The 17908-nt window shown below is 63.7% G+C and carries 13 protein-coding genes; 5 read left to right on the forward strand and 8 right to left on the reverse strand.

The annotated features are described in order from the left end of the window. Positions 1-135: 135 nt before the first annotated feature. The gene (gene metE / locus ACM3N8_RS17370; RefSeq protein WP_172955334.1) at positions 136-2400 is read left to right on the forward strand and encodes a 5-methyltetrahydropteroyltriglutamate--homocysteine S-methyltransferase; all 2265 of its coding nucleotides are present in this window, start codon (positions 136-138) and stop codon (positions 2398-2400) included. A 161-nt stretch (positions 2401-2561) separates the two neighbouring features. Further along, positions 2562-3311 carry a substrate-binding periplasmic protein gene (locus ACM3N8_RS17375; protein ID WP_416016434.1) on the forward strand — a complete coding sequence of 250 codons (750 nt, stop codon included), beginning with the start codon at positions 2562-2564 and terminating at the stop codon, positions 3309-3311. 77 nt (positions 3312-3388) lie between these two features. On the opposite strand, the gene ACM3N8_RS17380 is transcribed toward ACM3N8_RS17375, so the two are convergent. After that, entirely contained in the window at positions 3389-4510 is a 1122-nt protein-coding gene (locus tag ACM3N8_RS17380) for a glycosyltransferase family 9 protein (protein WP_290019150.1), read from the reverse strand. A 300-nt stretch (positions 4511-4810) separates the two neighbouring features. On the opposite strand from ACM3N8_RS17380, the gene ACM3N8_RS17385 reads away from it, so the two are divergent. After that, positions 4811-5938, forward strand: coding sequence for an HPP family protein (locus ACM3N8_RS17385; RefSeq protein WP_416016435.1), 1128 nt, complete (start codon positions 4811-4813; stop codon positions 5936-5938). 48 nt (positions 5939-5986) lie between these two features. Here the strand turns inward: ACM3N8_RS17385 and ACM3N8_RS17390 are convergent, their stop codons facing one another. After that, entirely contained in the window at positions 5987-7927 is a 1941-nt protein-coding gene (locus ACM3N8_RS17390; protein ID WP_416016436.1) for an amidohydrolase, read from the reverse strand. A 177-nt stretch (positions 7928-8104) separates the two neighbouring features. Here ACM3N8_RS17390 and ACM3N8_RS17395 point away from each other — a divergent pair, with 177 nt between their 5' ends. Then, entirely contained in the window at positions 8105-8785 is a 681-nt protein-coding gene (locus tag ACM3N8_RS17395; protein ID WP_290019153.1) for a TetR/AcrR family transcriptional regulator, read from the forward strand. Positions 8786-8870: 85 nt separating this feature from the next. Here ACM3N8_RS17395 and ACM3N8_RS17400 read toward each other — a convergent pair whose 3' ends face one another. Next, positions 8871-10124: a D-amino acid dehydrogenase gene (locus tag ACM3N8_RS17400; protein WP_043138937.1), complete on the reverse strand. Its 1254-nt coding sequence runs from the start codon at positions 10122-10124 to the stop codon at positions 8871-8873. Positions 10125-10788: 664 nt separating this feature from the next. On the opposite strand from ACM3N8_RS17400, the gene ACM3N8_RS17405 reads away from it, so the two are divergent. Next, positions 10789-12174: a tryptophanase gene (locus tag ACM3N8_RS17405; RefSeq protein ID WP_416016437.1), complete on the forward strand. Its 1386-nt coding sequence runs from the start codon at positions 10789-10791 to the stop codon at positions 12172-12174. A gap of 110 nt (positions 12175-12284) precedes the next feature. Here the strand turns inward: ACM3N8_RS17405 and pbpG are convergent, their stop codons facing one another. From pbpG to nrfE, 5 genes are all read right to left on the reverse strand, one after another. Beyond that, positions 12285-13205, reverse strand: coding sequence for a D-alanyl-D-alanine endopeptidase (pbpG, locus tag ACM3N8_RS17410; RefSeq protein ID WP_043138942.1), 921 nt, complete (start codon positions 13203-13205; stop codon positions 12285-12287). 343 nt (positions 13206-13548) lie between these two features. After that, on the reverse strand, positions 13549-14004 hold the full coding sequence (locus ACM3N8_RS17415; RefSeq protein WP_241279110.1) for an NUDIX hydrolase: 456 nt from the start codon (positions 14002-14004) through the stop codon (positions 13549-13551). Positions 14005-14180: 176 nt separating this feature from the next. Next, complete coding sequence (gene nrfF / locus ACM3N8_RS17420; protein ID WP_416016447.1) at positions 14181-15308, reverse strand: heme lyase NrfEFG subunit NrfF; 1128 nt, start codon at positions 15306-15308, stop codon at positions 14181-14183. 56 nt (positions 15309-15364) lie between these two features. Further along, on the reverse strand, positions 15365-15928 hold the full coding sequence (locus tag ACM3N8_RS17425) for a DsbE family thiol:disulfide interchange protein (RefSeq protein ID WP_416016438.1): 564 nt from the start codon (positions 15926-15928) through the stop codon (positions 15365-15367). Continuing rightward, entirely contained in the window at positions 15925-17883 is a 1959-nt protein-coding gene (gene nrfE, locus ACM3N8_RS17430; RefSeq protein WP_290065717.1) for a heme lyase NrfEFG subunit NrfE, read from the reverse strand. Before nrfE ends, ACM3N8_RS17425 begins: the two co-directional genes overlap by 4 nt. Positions 17884-17908: the final 25 nt, after the last annotated feature.

Below are 17908 nucleotides of genomic sequence, written 5' to 3' on the forward strand. Positions count from 1 at the left end.
CGGATTTCTTGAGAGGCTGTTGAAAAGGATTCAATAGCCAACGCCACCTTATCTTGTCATTTTGGATGTGTAAACATCTGGATGGCTAAATCATCCAGTTTCCCATCAGATGAACGAGCATAAGGAATTGGACCTATGACACGAGCACACACCCTGGGCTTTCCCCGTATCGGCGCCAAGCGCGAGCTGAAATTTGCCCTCGAATCTTACTGGCGTGGCGAGACAACTCAGGCGGAACTCATCGCCACCGGCAAGAGCCTGCGTGAACGTCACTGGCAGGCCCAGCGTACCGCCGGGGTCAACCTGCTGCCGGTTGGCGACTTCGCCTGGTACGACCAAGTGCTCGGCACCAGCCTGCTGGTGGATGCCATCCCCGAGCGTCACCGCCATGGCGACACCGATCTCGATACCCTGTTCCGGGTGGCCCGTGGCCGTGCGCCGACCGGCCCGGCGGCGGCCGCCGCCGAGATGACCAAGTGGTTCAACACCAACTACCACTACCTGGTGCCCGAGTTCAGCCGTGACCAGCGCTTCAAGCTGGGTTGGAGTCAGCTGTTTGACGAGGTGGAAGAGGCCAAGGCGCTGGGGCTGCCGGTCAAGGCGGTGTTGCTGGGGCCCATCTCCTACCTGTGGCTCGGCAAGGAGAAAGAGAGCGGATTCTCTCGTCTGGAATTGCTCGAGCGCCTGCTCATCGTCTATCAGGAGATCCTGGGGAGGCTCTCGGCCCAGGGAGTGGAGTGGGTACAGATCGACGAGCCGGCGCTGGCGCTGGACCTGCCGGATGAGTGGCGTCTGGCCTATCTGAATGCCTATGAGCGCCTGAGCGGCCCCTGCAAGCTGCTGCTCACCACCTATTTCGGTTCCGTGGCCCATCAGCGCGACATCATCACCAGCCTGAAGGTGGATGGCCTGCACCTGGATCTGGTGGCGGCGCCCGAGCAGCTGGAGACGCTGGTTCCTCATCTGCCGGCCCAGTGGGTCATCTCCGCCGGGGTGATCAATGGTCGCAACGTCTGGCGTGCCAATCTGGCCAAGCTGGCACCGACGCTCAACGCATTGAAAGCCAAGCTCGGCGAGCGGCTATGGGTGGCTTCTTCCTGTTCCCTGCTGCACAGCCCGGTGGATCTCACCCTGGAGCACGAGCTGGACGGCCAGACCCGCAGCTGGTTCGCCTTCGCCCTGCAAAAGTGCTACGAGCTGGGGTTGCTGGCCGACTACCTGGACTGTGGTGACATCGACAAGATCACCGCCTACAGCCAGCCCATCGTGGATCGGGAGTCCGACAGCCGGGTCCACAAGAAAGTGGTGCAGTCACGGCTCGCCAGCCTGACCAACAGCGATTTCGACCGCCAGAGCGCCTATCCGGTGCGGGCGCAGGCGCAGCGCAATGATCTCAAGCTGCCGCTGCTGCCCACCACCACCATAGGCTCCTTCCCGCAGACCTCGGAAATTCGGGTACTGCGCCAGGATTGGCGGGCTGGTCGCATCGACGACAGTGCTTACGAGGCGGGCATTCAGGCCCAGATCAAGGATGCGATTGAGCGCCAGGAAGCCATAGGGCTGGACGTGCTGGTGCACGGCGAGGCCGAGCGCAACGACATGGTGGAGTACTTCGGTGAGCTGCTGGATGGCTTTGCCATCACCCGCTTCGGCTGGGTGCAGAGCTATGGCTCCCGCTGCGTCAAGCCGCCGGTGATCACCCGGGATATCGACCGCCCGACCCCGATGACGCTCGAATGGACCAAGTTTGCCCAGAGCCTGACCGACAAGCCGGTCAAGGGCATGCTGACCGGGCCCGTGACCATACTCTGCTGGTCCTTCCCGCGGGAAGATGTGAGCCGCGAGCAGTCCGCCCTGCAGATTGGCCTGGCCATTCGCGACGAGGTGGCTGACTTGGAAGCCGCCGGCATCAAGATCATCCAGATCGACGAGCCGGCGATCCGTGAAGGCTTGCCCCTGCGCAAGCAGGATCATCAGACGTATCTCGACTGGGCGGTGCGCGCCTTCCGCCTGAGCGCCAGCCCTGTGGTGGACAGTACCCAGATCCACACCCACATGTGTTACAGCGACTTCAACCTCATCATAGAGGCGGTGGCGGCGCTGGATGCGGACGTGATCACCATAGAGACCAGCCGCAGCCAGATGCAGCTGCTCGAAGCGTTCGAGCGCTTCAACTACCCCAACGAAATCGGCCCGGGCGTCTACGACATCCACTCGCCGAACGTGCCGAGCCAGAGCTGGATTGAAGGCCTGCTGCGCAAGGCGGCCAAGCAGATCCCGGCCGAGCGGCTCTGGGTCAACCCGGACTGCGGCCTCAAGACCCGCGGCTGGGAAGAGACCACAGCCGCCCTCACAGTGATGGTGGAGGCAACCCGGGCACTGCGGGCAGAACTGGCCTAGTTAGGCAGCCAGGCCGGCCAAAAATCAGCAAATAACAACAGAGTTCGGGTATAACGAAAGAGGGAAGGCGCACGCCTTCCCTCTGTTTTTGTGCGGGCAGGCCCGCGCCAACCCTGTGTGCGCTAGGCTCAGGACAGGGTGATGTGGGCGGGGCAGGAAAAATGAACGCAGGTGTCTGGATCGGGAGTCTATGGGCACTGTTATTGGCCACTTGCCCTCTGGCGGCTCCTGCCCCCTCGCTCAACATGGTCTATTTCAATGATTTTGCTCCCTACTCCTGGCGTGACGAGCAGGGCAAGATGCGGGGCATCATGGTGGATGTGATGGACAGGGTCGCGGCCGAGCTCGGTATCCGCGTCACTCATCAGGGGTATCCCTGGCTGCGGGCCCAGAAACTGGTGCGCTCCGGCCAGGCCGATGGCTTTGTCACAGTGCCGACCCAGGAGCGGCGGGGCTATACCCAGGTGGTGGAGGAGCCGGTCGCCGTATCTACCCTGACCCTGTTCACCCAGGCGGGCCACCCCCAGCTGGCGCGACTCAATCAGGCTCGCGCCCTGGCGGATCTCAAGGCGTTCACCATCCTCGACTACATAGGCAATGGTTGGGGCAAGGAGAATCTGGTGGGATTCAAGGTCCATCTGACCATGAATGTGGACAACGTCTTCAGGATGCTCTCGGCCGGCCGGGGGGACTTGATGATCACGGATCCCATCGTGGCCAACTTCAAGCTCCGCCAGCTGGGGCTGACGGGACACATCATAGAGGTGCCGCTTCAGCTGGGGTTGACCCCGCTCACCCTCTGCCTCGCCCATACCTCTCCCTTTCACCGCCGGGCGGCCGAGTTCTCCCGCGTCCTGATCAGGCTGCGCCAGAGCGGTGAGCTGGCCCGCATCGAGGCGCACTATCGGTGAGGCGGTTGCGCCATGGCACCGGATAACGGCTTGTTAAAACAAGGAGGGCGGCCAGGGCCGCCCTCCTTGTATCTGCGTCAGCGCGCCATCAGCAAGGGCGCCGGGGACGGGTTCAGGTAGTGCACATGGGAGAGGGCGGGTTGCAGCTCCCGAGGTGCTTGCTCCCGCGCCAGCGTCTCGGCCAGCCAGTGGGCATCGAGGGGAATGGCGTTGCGATCGTCGACCACCTGGTTGAGGTGCTGGGCCCCGAGGCAGCCGTAGCGCGCGGGATCTGTCTGGGTAAAGAGACCCAGGCAAGGTACGCCGCTGGCGGCGGCCAGATGAAGCGGGCCCGTGTCGCAGCTGACGAAGAGGGCGAGGCCGCTGGCGAAGCGGGCCAATTCGCTCAAGTTGCCCAGGGAGACCTGCATGTCGCCCAGCAGGGGCAGGGGATCGGCCGGATCATTGAACTGGATCTGCAGGGCATCCGGGCACTGGCGGCGCAGCTCCCCGAGCAGCTGCTGCCATTGGGTAAGGGAGAGCCCCTTGCCCTTGCGGGCGCCGGTGAAAAAGCCGATGAGGGGCCGGCCGGGATGGCTTTGTGCCAACGCCGTCAGGTGTGGGCAGGCGGTGCGCAACACGCTGCCCAGTTCAATCTGATCGGCCAGGCTGGCGTGCATGCCGAGCAGTTGCAGCGGCTGGTGGGCATAGTGGCAGTGGTCGTTGGCGGCGAGCGGCCGATCGAACAGCGCATCGCCTTTTGCCTCTGCAAAGCCCAGCTTCTCGCAGGCCTTCACCCAGGCGGCGATCAGGTGATCCGTACTGGAGGCGAACGGCACATAGACCTTGTCATACTGCCGGCGACGCAGGCGCCACAGCACGGGCAGGGCTGCGAGCAGGCGCTTGCCCTGCAATCTGACCTGATGAAGCTGGTGCAGTTGCAGATCGGCCAGAAAGGGGAGCAGCTGGCCGCCGCTGCACACCAGCTCTATCTCGGCGTTGGGGTGGGCGCTGCGTACCTTTTGCAAAAAGGGCAGCAGGAACAGATTGTTGCCGATGCGGTTGGTGCTGCGGATGATGAGGATCCGTCGGGCTGGCTGGCTTGAGGCCGGCAGCCTGCTTCGTCTGGCAAGCCAGGCGAGGGCCGCCCGCTCCAGCCCGGCCGTCCAGCAACGGCGCTGGCCGTCGAAGCGACGCAGGGCATCTCTGATGGTGCTCATGATGAGTGGCTCTGTTGATGACAATGACATCAAGGTGACACGGCAAGTCTTAAGAAAGCGTTAAGAGGAGAGAAAAAAGTGGTCGTCACCCCTTTTTTTGTAAGAATTTTTTGCGGCGTCACAGTTTGGAGGCGGCTGGGCGGATCCGGGAGGCCATTTTTGATGAAAAACGCCTGCATGACGGCGGTCGACGGGCCGGATGGGATTTCTGCGTGATCCGCTTGCCTGCGTGCTGGCATTGAGTGAGGGTGACTCGCTAGAATTACGCATTTGAAATAAACCTTATCCGTTGGAAACCGCATGCAGTTCAGGGATTTCTTTCCGGTATCGACCAATACCAGTGTCAAAGAGAGTTGTTATGGCGCCCTCGGTGCCTTCGTCGGGCTGTTCGGCACCGCCTTCGTGTGCCAGTGGGGGCTGGGGCTCAATGTTCACTGGCTGATCGCGCCCATGGGGGCGTCCGCCGTGCTGCTGTTTGCCGCGCCCGCCAGCCCGCTTGCCCAGCCCTGGTCCATCCTGGTGGGCAACGGGGTATCGGCGTTGATGGGGGTGCTCAGTGCCCAGCTGATCCCGGAGATGGCGTTGGCCTCTGCCGCAGCCGTGATGCTGGCCATCGCGGCCATGTTCCTCACCCGCAGCCTGCATCCGCCCGGGGGCGCCGTGGCCTTGACCGCCGTCATCGGCGGCGAGGGGATCCGCCAGCTGGGGGTGGGCTACGTCTTGCTGCCGGTGCTGCTCAATTCGTTGTTGTTGCTGATGCTGGCCCTGCTCTACAACCGGCTGCTGGGGCGCCGTTACCCCAATAGCGGCAAGGCTCAGCCCAATCGTCACCAGACCGCCGATCCCCAGCCGAGCGAGCGCATCGCGACCCAGGCCACGGCGATCGATCTTGCGCTGGAGCAGCACGGTGAGCTGCTCGACATCAGTCGCCAGGATCTGCAGGCCTTGCTGCAGGAGGCCCAGCTGCACGCCCTGCGTGCCAGGGTGGGTACGGTGCGAGTGCAGGATGTGATGTCGCGGGATCTGATCCTGATCGGGCCGGATCAGCCGGCCATGGCGGCGTGGCGGCTGCTCTCCCACCATCAGATCAAGGCGCTGCCGGTGGCGGATGAGGCGGGGTGCCTCGCCGGCATCATCACGCTGCACGACTTGATGATCGATCGGGTGTTGCAACAACCGCGGGGCGCCGCGGCTCTGGCAGCACTGCGGGTCGCGGATCTGATGACCCGCGACGTGTCGACGGCCCGCCGCTACCAGCCCCTCTACGATCTGGTGGCCGCCTTCTCCGATGGCGGCTTGCACCACATGCCGGTGGTGGACGGGGAGCAGCTGGTCGGCATGCTGACCCAGTCGGACATGGTGGCTGCCCTGTTCACCCTGGCCCTGCAGCCCGCGCTGGCCGAGGCTGATCAGGGAGCCGGCGGCTAACGAAGAAGGCCCCTCGCGGGGCCTTTTGATGGGGGCTGATGCGTGGGCTCAGGGCGCCAGATAGACGGTCTCGCCCTGAAACACCGTCTGCTCGATTCGGGTATCGGCGATCTGCTCCGGGGTGCCAGTCTCGACCAGGGCGAACAGATCCCTGTCCAGCACAATGAAGTCGGCCGACTTGCCCGCCTCGATGGAGCCGGTGATCTCCCCCTGACGTACCGCCCTGGCGCCATTGATGGTGTAGGCGGCCACTATTTCGACGAGCGAGGTACGCTGGTTGGCGCGAAAATCCTCACCGCTTCCCGCCGCTTTGGCGATGCCGGCCGCCATGTTGACGAAGGGGCGGGGATCCCGGCTGTCCACGGGGGCATCGCTGCCCGCCACCAGGATGGCCCCCGCCTTGCGTGCACTTTCCACCGGATAGAGCGCATTGTGCAGATAGCCCAGGGGGTCATACAGCGCCTCGCGCAAGGGTTGTCCCGCGCGGGTGGGCTGGATGAAGGGGGTCACCAGCATGTCGTAGGCGAGCTGGGGCGTGGTCCAGGCGTAGGTGAAGGTGAGGTAGAGACCGAGCTCTCCCAGCCTTTTCTGATCGTCGGGGTGCACCACCTGCAGGTGAGCCAGGGTATGGGGGATCCCCTTGTCACCGTTGCTGGCGCGGGCGGCTTGCAGTGCATCCAGCGCCATCCGGGTGCTGCGATCGCCGATGCTGTGCATGTGAATGCTGAAACCGGCCCTATCGAGGGCGGTGACATAGTTTTTCAGGTCGGCGTCCCGGTAGTTGACGATGCCATTGCTGCCCGCATCCTCGCTATCGGCCGTGATGCTCACCTGCTCGGTGGCGAGATCCATGGCCAGGTGCGGGTTCTGGTAGTTTTCCAGCATGCCCGCATTGGGCAGGAAAGGCGGGGTGGTAAAGGGATCCCCTTCCAGTACGCCATCGAGGAAGATCTTGACCGCATCGGCCTTGATCAGGGGATTGCCGGCAAAGGCGCTTCTGACCTGGCTGGCCTTGGCCAGGTGACCGGCTATGTCCAGTTTGCCGCTGTAGTCATCCTGGTGAAAGCAGGTGGCTGCCGTGATGCGCATGTGCAGCAGCCCAAGCGACTGCATCTTGAGCAGCCGCTGACGGATGAAGTCGGTGGCGCAGGCATCCTGGATCCCCGTGATGCCACGGGAGGCCATCAGGGTAGAGATGGCGGGCAGGATCTTGTCGTACTGGCTGGCGGCCTGCTCATCGCTGGCGCTGAGCACCCCGGTGTCGGGTACCGGTATGGCGCTGCGGGCACCCTCCCGGATCACCCCGCTGGTCAGATCCACGTAGGGAATAAAGGCCTCGAACACCCCGCCCGGTGCCAGGGTCACACTGTTGAAACCCACGGTATTGCCATCTTCATCCTGCGCGCTGGCCAGCGCCTGCGAGTTGTAGGCGCTGGCGTGTCCATCGGCCCCGAGCAGCACCACAGGGTTGTCCGGCGCCACGGCATCCAGGGTGGCCAGCAGGGTAGCGTAGTTTGCAGTCGGGGTATTGCCATCGTAGGGGGACCACTGATTGACCGCCAGCCACTCCCCCTTGGTGGGGGCGTAGCGAGGCAGACAGGTGCGGATCTTGTCGGCCAGCTGATCCAGCGTGACGCTCTGACCGTCCAGATCGCACATATCCAGCGCCACAGTGCCGAGCAGGTGAATGTGGTTGTCGTGCAGGCCGGGCAGCACCATGCGACCCTTCAGATCCACGACCTTGCCATCCTTGCCCTGATAGGCCTCGGCCCCCTGGCGTGAGCCCACGTAGAGGAATTTGCCATCGGCGACCACCATGGCGTCGGCAACCCTGCGTTGCCCGTCCTGAGTGTGAATTGTGCCGTTGAGGTAGAGGGTTCGCTGCGCCTCTGTCCCCGTGCTCTCCTGATTGCAGCCGGTCAGCACGCCGGCCACCAGCAGCAGTGCAGCGCTTGTTGTCAACCTAAAACCTGATTGCTTGCCATCCATATGCCATTGCTCTCCCTGGTTATAATGCAGTCTTTACTGCAAATATGAGCACTCTTGTTTATTGCAGCTGTTGGGATAAAAGCCAGCAATTACTGAAAATATTCTTTTTGACTTATATTTTCCTTGTTTCATCATGTAGTTATAAAACCATGCCGCGACCAAGGTGAGGGAGAACCCATGTCAGAACAGCCGTTGCCCGCCGATCTCTGCATGCGGCGTCAACCCAGACAGCAGCGCAGCCAGGAGACGGTCGCCCGGATCGAGCAGGCCACCCTGGCCCTGTTGCAGGAGCAGGGCTTTCCGGCGCTCAACACCAACGCCATCGCCACCCGGGCCGGGGTCGGCATCAAGTCGCTCTATCACCTGTTTCCCAACAAGGAAGCCATCATCTGCCGGCTGGCCATGGACTGGTTGGCGGCGGTGTGCGCGGCGCAGGAGGCGATCCGCACCCAGGAGTGCGGCTTGCAGGAGACGCTGTTGCTGCTGGATCAGGCGCTGGACGCGCTGGATGCCCGTTTCGTCGGTTATGGGGCGCTGTGGCAGGCGATGGATCTCATTCCGGCACTGCACGAGGTGGAGCGGGTGCACGAGCGAGGCCAGATTGCCTTCTGGTCGGAGCGACTGCGTCATTTCGGCTGCCGTTGGCCCGAGCCCGCGTTGACGGCGCTGGTGCGTTATTTCTACCGGACGGCGGATGTGGTCAAGCAGAGTGCCAAGGAGCAGGGGTCAGAAGGCCAGCGGATGTGGCAGTTGCATCAGCAGTGGCTGGGGCAACTGCTGGCGGCGGCCATTGCCGAGCCCGACCCCGAGCGGGTGTGGCAGGCGGTGCCCAGGCCGCTGACGGATACCGCGAGCTGAGAGGGGGTCGAGAGACGGATGTGAAGAGGGAGTGCCTGGCACTCCCTCTGTCATTTGCGACCTTGTAGCAGCCCCAGCCCCAGCCTCAGCCGTAGCGGGCCAGGGTTAGCCCCTCATCGCTGATGGTGGGCGTGTTGCCGCTGATGAGATCCGCCAGCAGCTGGCCCGAGCCTGCCGCCATGGTCCAGCCCAGTGTGCCGTGGCCTGTGTTGAGCCAGAGCCCAGGCACAGGGCTTGGGCCCACCAGCGGGGTGCCGTCCGGCGTCATGGGCCGCAGCCCGGTCCAGAACTCGGCCTGCTGTATGTCGCCCCCCTCGGGGAAGAGATCCCCCACCACCATGGCCAGGGTGTCGTAGCGTTTCGGGTTGAGCGCCAGGTTGAAACCCGACAGCTCCGCCATGCCGCCGACCCGGATCCGCTCATCGAAGCGGGTGATGGCCACCTTGTAGGTTTCATCCAGTACAGTACTGCGGGGCGCTGCATCACGGTTGGTCATCGGCAGGGTGAGGGAGTAGCCCTTGACCGGGTAGACAGGCAGATCGAGCCCAAGCGGGCGCAGCAAGCCGGTGGCATAGCTGCCCAGCGCACAGACGATGGCATCGGCCTTGAAACGCTGCTCACCGGCCCGCACCGCGACGGCGCGTCCCTGAGCCAGTTCAATCTCGTCGATGGCGCAGTTGAAGACAAATTCCACCCCGAGTTTTTGTGCCTCGGCGGCCAGTGCCTTGGTAAAGCGGAAGCAGTCGCCGGTTTCATCACCCGGCAGGCGCAGGCCACCGACTATCTTGCCACGTACCCGTGCCAGCGCCGGCTCCACCCCCTCGCAACCGCTGGCATCCAGCGACTGGTAGGGCACGCCGTACTCTTCCAGCACCTCGATATCCCGTTTGCTGGCATCGAGCTGGATCTCGCTGCGAAACAGCTGCAGGGTGCCGAGCTGGCGTCCCTCGTAATCCAGCGCCAGCTCATCGCGCAGCCCCTTCATGCAGTCGCGGCTGTATTCGGCAAGGCGCACCATGCGCCCCTTGTTGATGGCATAGGCAGCCGGGGTGCAGTTGGCGAACATCTTCAGCATCCAGCGCAGCTGGAACGGATCCGAGGTCGGGCGCACCGTGAAGGGGGCATGTTTTTGCAGCAGCCACTTGGCGGCCTTGAGGGGAATGCCGGGCGCCGCCCAGGGGGAGGCATAACCGGGGGAGATCTGACCGGCGTTGGCATGGCTGGTCTCCAGCGCCACCCCATCCCGTCGTTCCAGCAGGGTCACCTGATGACCCGCCTTGGCCAGATACCAGGCGCTGGCTACGCCAATCACGCCACCACCCAACACCACTATCTTCATCACTCCATCCTTGTCGTCATGCAGGCGCCACCGGCAGATCCTGCTGTTGTTATGAGGGCCTGCCAGCTCCCGTCGCTGCGATTGTTGCTCGCGGACAAGGAGGGGGCCCAGCGCACAGGCCACACGTTATCACCGGCAGCGTGATCGGCAAATCCACCCGTTTGAAAATGTGATTTATCACTACATTAACATTTATAGCCGGATGATAATGACGATTAATCACAATAATGTGATGTTTATGACTGCAGCGAGATGCGTTGATGGGCGCCTGGGGCTGGCTGGCGCCGCATTCACCCCATGATCGTCTGCACGGCCAAGGTAAGGGGATTGTTAAATTTGTGCGCCCGATCGCAACGGCGATGCATGCCGCTTGTCGCCCCCAGCCGCCCCTGCCTAGAGTGGACTGCGCATCGCATGGTGCATGCGCGTTTCACAGGCTCGCTCGTGTTAGACCACCACAGGAAAGGATGTGATGACCCGAACTGCTGACGCCCCATCCGGCTGGCCCACCGCCAGTCACCACACACTGCCCTGGTATCTGCAAGATATAGTGCTGGTGTGCGACTTCCCTCGCCGCTGATCTCCCTGCGTTAACCCCACTTGTTTTCATTTCATATTGGTGACTGTCGCCAGGCGTTCGCGCGGCTGGTGCAAGGAGAAGATCATGCGTCGTATACCCGAACCGTTTCGTATCAAGATGGTCGAGCCCATCAAGCAGACCACAGGCGCCGAGCGCCGCACCGCCCTCGAGGCCGCAGGCTGGAACCCCTTCCTGCTGCTGGCCGAGGATGTCTATATCGACCTGCTGACCGACAGCGGCACGGGTGCCATGTCGGATCGCCAGTGGGCCGGCATCATGATGGGGGACGAAGCCTATGCGGGCAGCCGCAACTTCGTCGAACTGGAGCGCACAGTGCGCGAGTTGTTTGGCTACCAGCATGTGATGCCGACCCACCAGGGGCGCGGGGCCGAGCAGATCCTCTTCCCCGAGCTGGTCAAGCGCTGCCAGGGCAAGGCGCCTGTGTTCATCTCCAACTACCACTTCGATACCACCAAGGCCCATGTGGAGTTGGCCGGGGCGCGGGCCATCAACCTGCTCACCCCCAGGGCCCTCGATACCACGGCTCCTTATGCCTGGAAGGGGGACTTCGATCTGGGCCGTTTGGCTGACACCATAGAGACAGTGGGGGCCGACAACGTGGCCGCTGTCATCATCACTGTCACCTGCAACAGCGCCGGCGGCCAGCCGGTCTCCATGGCCAACATGCAGGCGGTCTCGGCACTGGCCCACCGCCACCATATTCCTGTGGTGATAGATGCCGCCCGTTTCGCCGAAAACGCCTGGTTTATCAAGGAGCGGGATCCCGCTTATGCCAACAGCAGCATCCAGGAGATAGTGCGCCAGATGTTTGCCCTGGGGGACATGTTCACCATGTCGGCCAAGAAGGACGGGCTGGTCAATATCGGGGGGCTGTGCTGCTTCAAGGAGGATCTCGACCTGTTCCGCGCCGTGCAGGTGCGCTGCGTGGCGATGGAGGGGTTCGTCACCTATGGCGGCCTCGCCGGTCGCGACATGGCGGCGCTGGCCATAGGCCTGCGCGAGGGGATGGACGAGGAGTATCTGACCTATCGCATCGGTCAGGTGGCCTATCTGGGCGAGCGGTTGGCCGAGGCGGGCATCCCCATCCAGACGCCGACCGGTGGTCATGCGGTCTTTGTGGATGCGAAGAAGCTGCTGCCCCACATTCCGGGGGAGCAGTTCCCGGCCCATGCCCTGGCCTGCGCGCTCTATCTGGAAGGGGGCGTGCGCGGGGTGGAGATAGGTTCCTTGTTGCTGGGGCGCGATCCCGCCACCGGCAGGCAGGAGGCGGCGGACTTTGAGCTCCTGCGCCTCACCATTCCGCGCCGGGTCTACACCCGGGATCACATGGACTATGTGGCCGACTGCCTCATCGCGGTCAAGGCGCGGGCCGGCGAGATCCGTGGTCTCACCTTCGACTACGAGCCGCCGCTGCTGCGCCACTTCACCGCGCGGCTCAAACCGGTCTGACCGGCTACCGGACTGCCGCTGCAGCCAAGTGGCCTGGCCACAACAAGACCCAATGAAAAAGCCCCCGCACCTTGGTGCGGGGGCTTTTTAACGTGAGCGTCTGAAGCGGATTACTGGCTGCTGAACAGCTTGGTCTGGGGGCTGGACTGGGCGGTCAGGCTCATGCGGCCCGAGGTCTCCAGCCAGGACTTGATCCGCTTGGCATCCGCCACCCGTGAATTGGGGGTATCGGCATTGAGCAGCACCAGGATCACAGGCTCGCGGTTGATCTGGGTTGCCATCACCAGGCAGCGACCCGCCTCGCGAATGTAGCCTGTCTTGGAGAGGGTGACAGGCCAGCTGCCTTCACGCACCAGGCGGTTGGAGTTGAGGTAGTGCAACTGGCGCTTGCCGTTGCGCACCATGCGCTCCTCGGTGGACGAGTACTGGCGAATGAGTGGGTAGGCAGAAGCCGCCGCCACCAGCTTGGCCAGATCATGGGCGCTGGAGACATTGCGCGGGGTGAGGCCAGTGCTGTCTGCGAACTGGGTGCTCCACATGCCGAGCATGCGGGCCTTGGCATTCATCGCCTCGACAAAGGCGCGCTGGCCGCCCGGGTAATTTCTGGCCAGGGCGGAGGCGGCGCGGTTTTCCGACGACATCAGGGCTATGTGCAGCATGTCGGCCCGGCTCAGACGCGATCCTACCGCCAGCCGCGAGCCCGTGCCCTTGAGGCGATCCACGTCGGCCATGGTGACGGTCAGCGTCTCGGAGAGGCGCTGATTGGCATCGAGCACCACCAGCGCCGTCATCAGCTTGGTGATGGAGGCGATGGGCATCACCCGGTTGGCGTTGCGCTCGGACAACACCTCACCGGTGCGCGGATTGGCCACCACGAAGGCGGCCGAACTCAGGGCCAGATCGTTGCGTTGTTCCAGAAAGCTGTTGGGGGAGTGGGACTGGGCTGAAAACGGATTGGCCTGGGCGCTCTCCATGCTGACGGGAACGAGGAAGGCACCGAGCAACAGGGTAAGAAAAGGGCGAATAATCATGATTTGACGCTACCGTACGACTGACAGGGACATTTGGGTAAGTTATATGACGGTAATTGACGCTTCACAACGTCTAATGGCCTGATATTTCAATTTTATGGGATCTTGCGCCTTGAAATGCCCATGTTGACGGCCAAATGGCGACCCGATCCGGGAAATACCCAGCCATGAGCGAGTCTGATGGTCGTCAGCGTCACCCGTCATGGTGGCGCACTATATGCCTGTTATGGCCATGGGTTACCACTCTTTTTACGTCTTATTGCGCCTCCGGGGGCCTAACGGCCCGTTAATCCCCCTTGCCGTGGTGCAGGCGGCGCCCTCTGCGTTGAGAGATCCTGCATTTTCAGGCCTCTGTCGCCACTCGCATCAGCGCCGAGGGAGTGCGCTCGACAAAATAGTGCCAGACATGGTCATAGAGCGCCTGCTGGCCGGGGAAACTCACCACTCCCTTGGCCTCGGCCAGGGTGCACCAGCGATATTCGGTGTGCTCATCATTGAGGGTGACCACCTGATTGGGTGGGCAATAGACCACAAAGACGGGCACCATCATCACGGTATTGGTGGCCGCCTCGTAAAACTGTTCCAGATATTGGCCGTTATAGAGCTCGGTGACGGCGATGCCTGTCTCTTCGCCAAACTCGCGCATTATGGTCTGCCAGCCGGTTTCCCCCGCCTCGACCGTCCCCGCCACATGGCACCAGAAGCCGCCTTTGACCCGCTTCATCAGCAGTATTTTTATCTGGCCGTCGATTTCCGATAACGCCACACCGGAGACGGCGTGACAGCGAATGGGGATCATGTGTGCACCTTGTCGTTGCTGGCTAAGGGTCTGCATTATGGCGCAGAGAATAGACCATGAATATCCGTTATCGCCTGCCATTGGGCAGCGTGGATCGGCCGCCGGTATGGGCGGCCTCTGGATAGAAGATGGCGATCCGTCCGGCGAGGGGCCGCCGGGCCATCTGCCATGGCTCGTTATCCCCCCATGATGCGGGCGGTCTGAATGGCCTGGATCAGGGCGGCGCGGTTGATGCGGGGGCGCTCCTCGTCCAGCAGCCGTTGCCACAGCGCGATGGCCCGGGGGTAGCGTCCGTGCAGGAAGTGATCGGCGGCGAGCAGCATCAGGGCGCTCACTTCCCCCTTGTCCAGTGCCAGGGCTGCGTCGAGCAGGCGGCGCGCCTCCGGGGTGAGTTGCTGGCCCGCTTGGTAGTAGCGCACCGTAGCCTGGGCGGCCAGGGTGGCGGCGCTGGCGCCCCCTTCCAGCAGGGCCAGGCGCTGATAGGCGAGCCAGGCATCCTCGTATTCGTCCCGATACAGATACAACTGGCCGAGCTCGGCCCAGCCATCGAGATCCTGAGCGTTGCTTTGCAGCCGCTGATGCAGGGCGCCCAGCTCCTTGTCCTGCAGATCCCGGGGGCTCAATCCCGCCAGGGGATCGGGTCTATCCTGATACGCCTGCCATGCCTGATAGCGGCCTGTGCCGGCATAGACGCCGACGATCAGCGCCAGCAGCAGGGCGCCGAGCAGCAGCCAGGGCAGGGGGCGGCTTGCGGTATGCGAGCTGGCCACCCGGGCGTGCAAGGCCTGCTCGGTGGCCGGGGTGGCATTGGCGAGCCGGGCCAGTGCCAGCTCTCGGTAGAGGCGGCTGTGGGGGGCGAGTCCGGCCTGCTGCTCGGCCATGATGCGCCGGTTCAGCTCGGTCCTGGGATCCTGGGTGAGCGCCCCCTCGGCTCTGTCGCCGATAAGTGGCACCCGCGCCGGTTGCCGGCGCTGCAGACTGGCGCGCAGGCGAGCAAGCGCCAGCAACAAGAGCAGGGCTGGCCCTCCCCACAGCAGCGCCGTGCTGGCCTTGAGGGGGGGATCGTAGCGCACGAAGTCGCCAAAGCGGCTGGTCATGCGGGCGATCACCTGTTCGTCGCTCTGCCCCTCATCCACCCAGCGGTAGACCTCGAGCCGCAGATCCCGGGCTATGGGGGAGTTGGACTCCACCAGGTTCTGGTTCTGGCACTGGGGGCAGCGCAGGGCGCGGGCGAGATCCTGGGCGCGGCTCTGCAACTCGGGGTGCTGGAACTGATAGGTATCGACGCCGCTTGCAAGGGCCATGGGGCTGATGAAGAGCACCAACCCAAACAGCAGGGAAGAGATCAGCGTAAAACCCTTCATTGTTTACCCTCCTGCACTTGGGCCTGACCTGCTGTGCTGATGCGGGTCTCGGCAAGCAGGGGCACAAACTGGCGCTGCCAGATATCCGTGGTCAAGAGACCCGTATGGCGGGTGAGCAGGGTGCCATCGGCGGCAAACAGATAGGTCTCGGGCGTGCCGTAGACGCCGAGCTCCAGCGCCAACTTGCCGTCTGGATCTGCCAGCACGGCGCGATAAGGGTTGCCTGCCACCTCAAGCCAGGCGCGGGCAGCATCGCCCTTGTCTCTGTAGTTGAGGCCGTAGAGGGGCACTGTCTTGGCCAGCTCGGCGAGCAGCGGGTGCTCGGCGCGGCAGTTGGGGCACCAGCTGGCCCAGACGTTGAGCACGAAGGGCTCCCCCTGGAGCGCCTCGGTATGGATGGGGTCGCCGCCAAACAAACTCTCGCTTTGCCAGGCCGGCAAACTGCGCCCCTGGGTCGCCTCGTCCCGGCGGTAAGGGTCGTTGCCAAGGCCGAGCCAGAGCAGGACGCCGAGGCACAGTGTCAGCAGCAGCGGCATGAAGAGGCGCAGGCGGGCTCTCATGGTGCCTCCTTGGGGAGCAAGCCCGCGACTTGATGTGCAGAGGTCTGCGGTTGGGCTGCCAGCAACGGCTTGCGCCCCAGCAAACGCAGGGCACTGCCCGCCATCATCAACAGTCCACCTAGCCAGATCCAGCGCACCAGCGGCTTGTAGTGCAGGCGCATGGCATAGGCGTTCGGCCCCATCTTTTCGCCGAGCACCACGTAGAGATCGCCAAACAGTCCCCCCTGGATGCCGGGTTCGTTCATGTTCATGGTGCGCACGCTATAGTGGCGCCGCTCCGGGGTGAGCCTGGCCACCTCCTGGCCATCTTTGTGCACGCTGACAGTGATGCGCTCGGCCGTGTAGTTGGGGCCGATCAGCGGCTCGCTCCCCTCATAGCGAAATTCATGGGCGCCGAGCCGGTAGGGCGTATCCGGACTGAGCACAGTGCCCCCCTCCTGGCTATGGTGGCTCACCTGCGCTATGCCGAGGGCGCACACCGCCACCCCGAGGTGGGCCAGCAGGCTGCCGAGCCGGCTGGCACTCAGGTCGCGAGTCTTGAATGAGACATTGAGCAGCAGGCTCGCGATGAGCCAGAGGCTCACCATGTTGGCGATCAGGCTGCTCCAGCCTAGGGTTCCCTGCTCGCGATAACTGAGGCTGAGCAGGCCCCCCCCCAGCAGGCCGAGCAGGGGCGGCAGCAGCATCTTGAGGCGGGAAGATGTCATCAGCCCCTGCCAGCGCAGGCGCGGGATCTGGGTCATGAGTACCATCAGCACCAGCGCTAGCGGCACGAAAACAGCGTTGAAATAGGGGGCACCGACCGAGAGCGAGCCCAGGTGCAGCGACTGGAACACCATGGGGTAGAAGGTGCCGAGCAGCACGCAGGCGCAGGCCACCGACAGCAGCAGTATGGCGGCGCCCAGCAGCCCCTCTTTTGACAGTAAGCCGAAGCGGGCGTAGGGGGCGCGGGTATCGGCCCGCAGCGCGAACAGGGTCAATGCCGTGGTCAGCAGCAGGCCGAGCAACAGCAGCAGGGTGAGCCCGCGATTGGGGTCCACCGCGAAGGCGTGCACCGAGGTGAGCACCCCGGAGCGCACCACAAAGGTGCCGAGCAGGCTCAGCGAGAAGGTGAAGATGGAGAGCAGCAAGACGCCGTGGCCGTAGGCCCCACGCTTCTCGCAGACCACGAGGGCATGCAGCAGGGCAGTGCCGAGCAGCCAGGGCAGCAGGGAGGCATTTTCCACCGGATCCCAGAACCACCAGCCGCCCCAGCCGAGCTCGTAATAGGCCCACCAGGAGCCGAGTACGATACCGGCGGTGAGAAACACCCAGGAGCCGAGCGCCCAGGGGCGGCTCCAGTGGGCCACGGCGCCATCGAGCCGACCCGAGTGCAGCGCCGCCATGGCGAAGGCGAAGTTGACCGCAAAGCCGACGTAACCGAGATAGAGCAGAGGGGGGTGAATGATGAGGCCGATATCCTGCAGCATGGGATTGAGATCGCGCCCCTCCAGCGGTCCCGGGAACTGGCGGTCAAACGGGCTGGAGAAGATCAGGGTATAGAGGCCGAACAGCCCGACGATCAGCCCCATGATGGCCAATACCCGGGTGCGGATCAATGGATCGACTCGCTTCGAACAGAGCGCCACCAGGGCGCCCCACAGCCCCAGCGCAAACACGAAGAACAGCATGGAGCCCTCGTGGCCGCCCCACACGGCCGCCAGCTTGAAACCCATGGGCAGGGCGCTGTTGGCGTGCTGGGCCACATAGACCAAAGTGAAGTCATCGAGCCCAAAACAGCTGGCGAGCAGCCCCAGCGCAGCCCCGAGCAGGGCGGCATTGAGCAGTGCCAGCGGCTTGGCACAGCCGAGCAGAGCCGGGGAGGCGAGCCGCAGCCCCAGCCAGGGCAGAGTGCCTTGCAGCAGGGAGAGCGCCGTTGCCAGCAACAGTGAGAGATAGCCGAGCTCAGCCAGCACACAACCTCCAGGATCAATCTTCGAT

Source organism: Aeromonas sp. A04, assembly GCF_047780465.1.
GTDB lineage: Bacteria > Pseudomonadota > Gammaproteobacteria > Enterobacterales > Aeromonadaceae > Aeromonas > Aeromonas bestiarum.

Excerpts from the sequence above, each read along its gene's own strand:
- metE (WP_172955334.1), top strand. The coding sequence starts at position 136 with ATGACACGAGCACACACCCTGGGCTTTCCCCGTATCGGCGCCAAGCGC.
- ACM3N8_RS17375 (WP_416016434.1), top strand. The coding sequence starts at position 2,562 with ATGAACGCAGGTGTCTGGATCGGGAGTCTATGGGCACTGTTATTGGCC.
- ACM3N8_RS17380 (WP_290019150.1), bottom strand. The coding sequence starts at position 4,510 with ATGAGCACCATCAGAGATGCCCTGCGTCGCTTCGACGGCCAGCGCCGT.
- ACM3N8_RS17385 (WP_416016435.1), top strand. The coding sequence starts at position 4,811 with ATGCAGTTCAGGGATTTCTTTCCGGTATCGACCAATACCAGTGTCAAA.
- ACM3N8_RS17390 (WP_416016436.1), bottom strand. The coding sequence starts at position 7,927 with ATGGATGGCAAGCAATCAGGTTTTAGGTTGACAACAAGCGCTGCACTG.
- ACM3N8_RS17395 (WP_290019153.1), top strand. The coding sequence starts at position 8,105 with ATGTCAGAACAGCCGTTGCCCGCCGATCTCTGCATGCGGCGTCAACCC.
- ACM3N8_RS17400 (WP_043138937.1), bottom strand. The coding sequence starts at position 10,124 with ATGAAGATAGTGGTGTTGGGTGGTGGCGTGATTGGCGTAGCCAGCGCC.
- ACM3N8_RS17405 (WP_416016437.1), top strand. The coding sequence starts at position 10,789 with ATGCGTCGTATACCCGAACCGTTTCGTATCAAGATGGTCGAGCCCATC.
- pbpG (WP_043138942.1), bottom strand. The coding sequence starts at position 13,205 with ATGATTATTCGCCCTTTTCTTACCCTGTTGCTCGGTGCCTTCCTCGTT.
- ACM3N8_RS17415 (WP_241279110.1), bottom strand. The coding sequence starts at position 14,004 with ATGATCCCCATTCGCTGTCACGCCGTCTCCGGTGTGGCGTTATCGGAA.
- nrfF (WP_416016447.1), bottom strand. The coding sequence starts at position 15,308 with ATGGCCCTTGCAAGCGGCGTCGATACCTATCAGTTCCAGCACCCCGAG.
- ACM3N8_RS17425 (WP_416016438.1), bottom strand. The coding sequence starts at position 15,928 with ATGAGAGCCCGCCTGCGCCTCTTCATGCCGCTGCTGCTGACACTGTGC.